The organism is Bacillus sp. ISL-7 (assembly GCF_018613065.1).
The window spans coordinates 1-7,527 of sequence record NZ_JAGGQW010000104.1 but is presented as its reverse complement, the minus strand read 5'-3'; the positions used below and the strand labels follow the sequence as shown (position 1 = coordinate 7,527).

General features: G+C 42.4%; 8 protein-coding genes. 6 read left to right on the top strand and 2 right to left on the bottom strand.

The features are described 5' to 3' along the window. Together J7E66_RS30840 and J7E66_RS30835 are read left to right on the top strand one after the other, a co-directional pair. The coding region (locus J7E66_RS30840) for an IS3 family transposase (RefSeq protein WP_215007734.1) at positions 1 to 136 on the top strand (136 nt) is incomplete at its 5' end. A gap of 44 nt (positions 137 to 180) precedes the next feature. Beyond that, positions 181 to 1,152, top strand: coding sequence for an FUSC family protein (locus J7E66_RS30835; RefSeq protein WP_215007731.1), 972 nt, complete (start codon positions 181 to 183; stop codon positions 1,150 to 1,152). A 119-nt stretch (positions 1,153 to 1,271) separates the two neighbouring features. On the opposite strand, the gene J7E66_RS30830 is transcribed toward J7E66_RS30835, so the two are convergent. After that, a complete protein-coding gene (locus J7E66_RS30830) occupies positions 1,272 to 2,177 on the bottom strand; it encodes a DUF4163 domain-containing protein (protein WP_215007728.1) in 906 nt (301 codons plus the stop codon). A gap of 75 nt (positions 2,178 to 2,252) precedes the next feature. On the opposite strand from J7E66_RS30830, the gene J7E66_RS30825 reads away from it, so the two are divergent. Both J7E66_RS30825 and J7E66_RS30820 read left to right on the top strand, forming a co-directional pair. Next, positions 2,253 to 2,414 (top strand): hypothetical protein, encoded by a 162-nt coding sequence (locus tag J7E66_RS30825; protein ID WP_215007724.1) that lies wholly within the window; start codon positions 2,253 to 2,255, stop codon positions 2,412 to 2,414. 514 nt (positions 2,415 to 2,928) lie between these two features. Then, complete coding sequence (locus J7E66_RS30820) at positions 2,929 to 5,871, top strand: DEAD/DEAH box helicase (protein WP_215007721.1); 2,943 nt, start codon at positions 2,929 to 2,931, stop codon at positions 5,869 to 5,871. 181 nt (positions 5,872 to 6,052) lie between these two features. Here the strand turns inward: J7E66_RS30820 and J7E66_RS30815 are convergent, their stop codons facing one another. Then, positions 6,053 to 6,535 carry a hypothetical protein gene (locus J7E66_RS30815; protein WP_215007718.1) on the bottom strand — a complete coding sequence of 161 codons (483 nt, stop codon included), beginning with the start codon at positions 6,533 to 6,535 and terminating at the stop codon, positions 6,053 to 6,055. Between the two features lie 323 nt (positions 6,536 to 6,858). Here J7E66_RS30815 and J7E66_RS30810 point away from each other — a divergent pair, with 323 nt between their 5' ends. Together J7E66_RS30810 and J7E66_RS32515 are read left to right on the top strand one after the other, a co-directional pair. Beyond that, positions 6,859 to 7,002, top strand: coding sequence for a hypothetical protein (locus tag J7E66_RS30810; protein ID WP_215007714.1), 144 nt, complete (start codon positions 6,859 to 6,861; stop codon positions 7,000 to 7,002). A gap of 165 nt (positions 7,003 to 7,167) precedes the next feature. After that, entirely contained in the window at positions 7,168 to 7,302 is a 135-nt protein-coding gene (locus J7E66_RS32515) for a hypothetical protein (protein WP_285289272.1), read from the top strand. The last annotated feature ends 225 nt before the right edge of the window (positions 7,303 to 7,527 follow it).

The window sequence follows — 7,527 nt, the reverse complement described above, 5'->3', positions numbered from 1 at the left end:
TTCAGAATGTCATAGCTTTGAGGAATTACAAGATTTGATAGGAAATTATATTGAAGAATATAACAATGATCGTTATCAATGGGGCCTAAATAAAATGACTCCGGTCCAATACCGGAGTCATCTAATAGCAGCTTAAACATGGTCTTTTTTAGACTGTCCATTTTATAGGTTACAGTTCAAATGGCTATTGGATCGGCTTTTTCTTGGGAATTAGCAAAATTAGTGGGCTCTGATCACCCCTATTTAGCACCGCTTTCTGTTGTTTTATGTTTGCAAACTACCATTGATCAGTCGATTCGATATTCTTTTCACCGTATTGTGGGAACTATTATTGGTATCATTTTAACGGCTTTTCTTGTGAGTCACTTAGACATGAATGGTTGGATATTGGGTCTAATAATGTTAGGCGCGACCTTCATTGCAAAGTGGTTAAGACTAGATGAAACGGTTTTACATCAAGTAGCCCTCACCATTGTATTAATCTTTACGTTTGAACGAAAATCCAAGGATTATGCCCTAGATCGGATAGTCGACACGATTATTGGAGCAGTAATCGCTGTATTGATTCACATGTTTTTATTCCCGCCAGACTTTACAAAGAAAGCAGCTACATCTTTTGAAAAATTAACTCGTCAGCTGTCTGAAATACTTTTAGAACTCTCCCATTGGATCCAATTAGAATGGGGAAGTGAAAAAGCAAAAGTGATGGAGGACAAAATAAATCTTTTTTCACAGGAGTTACATAATACAAAGGATGCGTTAAATATGGCATCCAAAAGCTTAAAATTCAATCCTTTTAGCAAAAAACATAAATCTATTCTTTCTATGTATCGAATGGAAATCAAAAAGATGAACAAAGGCTACCTGTATGTTTCAACTATAGTTGGGACCCTAAAAGAATGGGAAAAGGAGGGGCAGCCATTTTCATATGATCAAATGGAAGTTGGAAATCATTTAAAAACTTTAAGTGAGTTCTTTGAAAATCTGGAAGTTCTACACCAGAACGAATTAAAAAAGGAGAAAGAAACCGATCTTCGGAGTTTACTGGATTTGCTTCCTTCAAAAATGCTGTTGAACTCACAACCCAGTTATAAGCTGTATAGGGATTCTTTCTATTTAGAAACAAAGAAATTATTAAAAAGTTTATTATAAAGAATTTACACTTAAATCTTTTGGTGATTTACTTTTTTGACCCCTGAATCGGAACCCGTTAGGTTGATACTGGCACCTTTTGTTTTTTACTAGGGCGGTTGCAAATTTAATAGCGGATATTACTGTTGAAGCAGGCTAAGTAACAATAACGAATGTATGTTTTGGGCTATGGCCTGATAGGTGATCTCAAATTCTGCATGGTCCCCTTCTGCATGGCTGACTGGAATGCTAATTCCGAGGGCGTCGCTGGTGAAATAACTAAATGTGTCGGACTGATTTTCGGTACCGATATTGTCGAGTGAATCGGCGTTTGTGAGCATGTTTAGTAGGTCGCTTGGGTGTATGCTGCTAAGGATGCCTTGGTGTTCAGGCTTCATGGATTTGGCCTTTTGCTTGAGATTATCTACAAAGTTTTCATCGATATTGATCATGTCTTTTAATTTTAGAATCGTTCCCGTTTCGATGTCGATATTGGTTGTATAGTAATGATTATTGGGATGGGCTGCACCGTTCATGTACCCCACGCCTATGTACTGGATGCTCAGCAGGCTGGGACTTTTGGATTTGATTCCATAATTGATTTCGAGGGTTAGGTCTTGAAGATCGGGCAGGTAGTAGTTTAGTACTTTGATGGCTTCTTTTTTTATAAGTTGATTAATGGTTTTCTCATTTTGATGATCGCTTGATTTCGTGAGTTGGGGATAGTTTATTTTGATGTTGTTTTCTGTGTAGTTTGTTTTTGTTATTTCGTAGGGATTACTGGATGGACTTGGATTGTTAGGGCTGCTATTGTTGTCGGGTTGTTCGGCGGGTTTTACGCCGGGGGTGGTGTCAGGTTTTTCATCGGCATCGGGCTTGGGTTCGGGCTTATCGGCGGGTTTATCAGCGGGTTTATCGTTTGGATTTTCAGTTGCTGGATCCGGTTGTGGGTCACCACTCGTTTTCGGATTATTCCCTTGGCTGCATGAGGTTAACAACAAAAGTAAAAATATTAATAGCATTATAATTAGATTCTTCTTTCCCATATACGATCTCCTCGTTTTATGTCCTTAAAAGATACAATAAAAAATCATAGCTGAAGCTTCCATTGGTGGGCCCAGATGAAACTAGATTTTGCCATCAATTATATGCCAATTTATTCGTTTTATGATCCGACTAAGGGCTTTCCTTTCTCAGGTCATTGTCTTTCCGATTATGGAGAATCAGCACTTATTAATGGCTGGATCTCTTGCCCGGGACTACTTTTTAGTTACCTTTTTTAACAATAAACCACGTACGAATATACTACTTACGGAAGAACTTCAAGCCTCGCCCTCCTCTAACCACACTTTTTTGGGTATAATAGAGGATATGGATTTTTATGGAGTAATTTAGATTTCATTTATGAGATTTTTTGGAGTTAATATGATGTATTTTAGTGTTTTTTTGGTGTTATTTTTGGTGTCATTTTTGGTGTCAGGCACCGCTCGTGGACACTTTAGTTATTTTGTCCATACGGAGCGGACATTTGGTTAGGATTAGCTAGGTAGACTGGTATTGTGGCTTGTTTATTTTTAGGGGAAATTTGTTTGGCTATTTTGGATGGGTATTGTGCCATTTTAATAAGGTTTTGTGCCATTTCAGGGGGCTTTTGTGCCATTTTTAAGGGGTTTTGTGCAATTAGACATTTTCTGGAAATTTACAACTGGTAAATAGCTTTGATGTTTGTGAAATTATGCATTTTTGGAGATTTCCATCTAACTTTGTTCTCTCCCCCAATAAAGGAGTTTTGGATCGATGCTTAAAACAAGGTTTATGAAATTGCTGACAACTAAATTAGGGGAAGGTCGCTTTCTTCTTACTGCGGAGGATGAACGGGGTCATGTGATGAGTCCCTCTAGATGGAAGAATCTCGTTTTCAGCAGTCATGAGGAAAGCTTCTTTGGTACGCTCCTTGAGACAGAGACGGTGAACGAAGTCGAGGGTGTGGTGGTGGGCGGCTGGCATCTGGTTTCACTTTTTGCCAAGGAGTCGTTTAATCGCTATATCGAATGGGATTGGAATGAGCAATCTGAGATTTGTCTGGCGGCCGCCCATTCGCTGTATGAAGGCATCGTCGAGAAGGATTGGCTGCCAGACTTTTCGGTCTGGGAGCACGGGGATTTCCGTTGGAAGCTTCCTGAACGCGTGAAGGATGAGTTTGACCCGTCGTTTTGGGAACAAAGGATTGAGGAGCCCGAGCCAGCCGTCGACGAACTGATAGGCCATGAGCTTGGGACGACCAAAAACTATATCTCAGACTTGTACAATGATGCCCTCGATGGCTATTTAACGCGGAATTCAGCAATGAAGGAGTTATTCGGGCCGAAGCTTGATTTGCTCCGGAAGCAAAATATTTCCGGCGGCGAGCTCGCTCGCTATTTTGATGAAGAAAGCTGGCTGGAATGGGTCGGAATTAAGGAAAGCGACACACCGTTTACGATTGGGCTGCGCTTAGATGAGCCGGTTGATGGCGAAGGTGCGTGGAGTCTGGATCTATTTATACGAGGAAAGAAAAACGTCGATGAGGTTTATGATGTGGATGGGACCACCAAGATCCCAGCGAAGTGGCGTCCATTTTTAGAAAAAGTTGACCGCGAGCGGGAGCGCTGGGTGCGATTGATTCCGTGGTTGGGTGAAGACGGTTATTTCAAAACGCATCTGAGCGAGGAAGAAGCATGGATGTTTTTGACGGAGGCGAGTGAGACGCTGGTGGCATTGGATGTCGAAATCCTCCTCCCTTCCTGGTGGCAGGCGATGAAAAATGCCAATCTGAAAGTGAAGGCATCGCTGAAGGGTGGCTCGAGTCACCGGCCGTCATTCGTCGGGCTTCAGGCTATGCTTGATTTTAACTGGCGCTTTTCGATGAATGGTGTCGACTTGTCCGAAGATGAGTTTGGGAAACTTGTCGAGGAAAAAAGGCGGCTGGTCTTCATCCGCGGCCGTTGGGTGAAGCTTGACCCGCAGTTTATTCGACAAATACAAGATATGATGAAACGTGCTGAAAAAGAAGGCCTGCATGTCCGTGATTTGCTGGAACAGGAATTGTTGGAGTCGGATGCGACTGAGGATGAACTGGATAATCCAAAGGCATTTGCGAAAATTCAAATTGAGTTGAACCGGCAATGGAAGCAAATGATCAAACAGCTGGCGGAAGTCCACGAAATTCCGCTCGAGGACGTGCCTTCTGGTTTGCAGGGTGAGCTCCGTCCTTACCAGCAGCTCGGCATGAGTTGGCTCTGGTTCTTGCGCCAGTACGGATTTGGCGCCTGCCTCGCCGATGACATGGGTCTCGGTAAAACCGTCCAGCTGATCTCTTACCTTTTGAAGGTGAAAGATGTGGTCGGGGATGAATTGGCTGTGGTGCCTGACACCCAAACTGAGGCGAAAAAACGCCGTAAGAAGGATGAGGATGCGGCTGTAGTTAAAGTTCCAACCAAGGCTGCGTTGATTATTTGCCCAACTTCTGTGCTTGGAAACTGGCAGAAGGAGCTGGAGCGCTTTGCACCGGAAATGAAGGTGTATTTGCATTACGGGTCCAACCGTCTGAAAGAGGAAGCTTTTGCGGAGAAGGCAAAAGATGCCGATATTGTTTTAACTTCGTATGGGCTGAGCCATATCGATTTGGCGGAGTTTGAGTCGCTGATTTGGAGCTCGATAGCGATTGATGAGGCGCAAAACATTAAGAATGCCCAGACTAAGCAATCGAAGGCGGTTCGCAAACTGCGCGGACGTCATCACATCGCGCTGACAGGAACACCGATGGAAAACCGCCTATCGGAGCTGTGGTCGATCTTTGATTTTACCAATCATGGCTATCTTGGCAGTTTGGGGCAATTCCAGAAAAAGTTCGTGATTCCGATTGAAAAAGATGAGAAGAAAGACAAGGTTCAGCAGCTGCAAGCTTTGATCCGGCCATTCTTGCTGCGTCGCACGAAAAAGGATGAAGAGGTTGCCCTTAACCTCCCTGACAAGCTGGAGCAAAAGGAATATTGCCCGCTCACCGCTGAGCAGGCTTCGTTGTACGAACAGCTCATCCATGACACGTTTGCGGAAATTGAAAAACTGTCAGGATTTGAGCGCAAGGGGTTAATTTTACAAATGTTAAGTAGATTGAAGCAGTTGTGCAACCACCCTGCCCTCTATCTGAAAGAAAAATCGGCTGGGCGCGAGCTGCTGGAGCGTTCAAATAAGCTTGAGAAACTTGTTGAATTAATTGATGCCGTTTTGGAGCAGGGCGAAAGCTGTCTGATATTCACCCAATATATCGAAATGGGTGAAATGATTCGGAGTACATTGAAGAAGAAGTTTGGCATTGAGGTCCCGTTCTTGAATGGAAGTGTGCCGAAAGTGAAGCGTGACGAGATGATTGAGCGATTCCAGAATCAGGAGTTTCCGGTGTTCCTGCTGTCATTGAAAGCAGGCGGAACCGGGCTGAATCTGACGGCGGCCAATCACGTTATCCACTACGACCGCTGGTGGAATCCGGCTGTGGAGAACCAGGCCACCGACCGTGCCTACCGGATCGGTCAATCGCGCTTCGTTCATGTGCACAAGATGATCTGCACGGGTACCCTCGAGGAGAAAATCGATGCGATGCTAGAGAAGAAGCAATTCTTGAATGACCAGATTATCCAAAGTGAGAACTGGATCACCGAGTTATCGACGGATGAGCTGAAAGACTTGGTTTATCTGGGGTAACGTGGTTTTTCGTGTAATGATAGTGCCTGTGATGGTAATGGTGTCAGGCACCATCGTGTAGACCTAAAAAACATACAATGAAAAAATGCTCAGAGATTTCCACACTGAGCGTTTTTTCATTGTTGCACTTATTGTCCCCCGTTTGTAGATAGGCTCCTCTTTTTGGAGGAATATTCCTAAATTAGGATTTGCAATTAATAAATTTCTTGTGTACTGGGAGGAAAAAGCTAAATACAACAAAATACAACGGTATTGAAAAGAAAAAGCTCCAGCCGTGTGGCTTGATATAACCCACTTTTCGCATTCCCCATTCCACTAGAGTAGCAATTATGGTAAATATAATGACTAGTATCCATTTATTTGTTTTCTTAAAATAGTTTAAAAAAATAACGGAAAGAGATGAAGGAATTAAGCTGTAACTTATAAACTCTCCTATTCCCGTGATATTTGGGTTACCAAAATCAACAAGGTCGAACATTTTTGCAAATAAGGAATCACCAATCCAAGCAAAATAACCAATGACTCCAAATGTAATATAAAGATCTCTCCAACCGATCTCTTTTTTGGGCATAAAAAGAGCATATAAAAACAATAGCAAGCCTACACTGATCGGCAGCCAATTTCCTTGTGCATGTAAATCTAAATTCTTACTCAATGAACTCAAACGAATCACCTCTTATTTACTCTCTCCAAATTTATTATGATTATTTCAAGTTTTGTCTTGCGGATGGATTAGTAAATAGTAGGTGATTTTAGTTGTCCGAGAAGGTTTTGCCATCCATGTCATTTGAAGAAAGACTCCAATGAAAAATTCAAAAAAAGTAAAGGCACCTATCCTCACCTTTCTGCCCTCATTGAGACAAACTCTCTTATTTTTCTGTATAATTTTGCTATTTCGCCTATTGTGTAACCGCTTTTATGTGAAGTGATTCACATGTATAATAGGTTTATAAGGAATCCAATAACCCATTCCAGGGAGGAATCATGATGCTTACTGATTTTTTGTTTGAACTCAAAAACTGGTTGCTTGGCGAGCCAATGGATGAAATCCACGAATTCGAACGATTAGAATCAAAACATACCAGGGTTCACCACGATGAATATATTTACGAAATTATCCGGGTCCATTAAACCATTTTATACTTCAAGGAAGCCTTCATAACTTAGAGGGCTTCTTTTTTTGAAAGAGACGAATGAAATTCAACTAGCATAGCCTCAAAAAAAGAATGCAAACTAAAATCGTGGGGTGCTGAAATAGTTGCAGCCTTAAAGGAATAACTAATGGGTGGTGAAAAAATGGCTAAAAATAAGAATAAACAATTTAGAAAACATAATACGGCTCTGCCAAAAGCCGATTTGGAATTTGCGGAAGAAAGAGGAAATGGCTTTGAAAAAGTCGCATTAAAGGCCCAAAAGAGTCATAATAAGTAAACAAAAACGGGACAGTTAACCTGTCCCTCAGACTGTCGACAAATCCGAAAAACTTGGGTTTGCCGGCAGTCTTTTTTATGTCTTTGTTAATTTGTTTGTTGATTTGCGCTCCAGGCGCTTCGCTTTCCGCGGGCGTAGCGGGGAGCCTCCTCGGCGCTTTAGCTGCCTGCGGGGTCTCCCCTGCTCCGTACTCCCGCAGGAGTCTTCGCGCCTTCCGCTCCAATC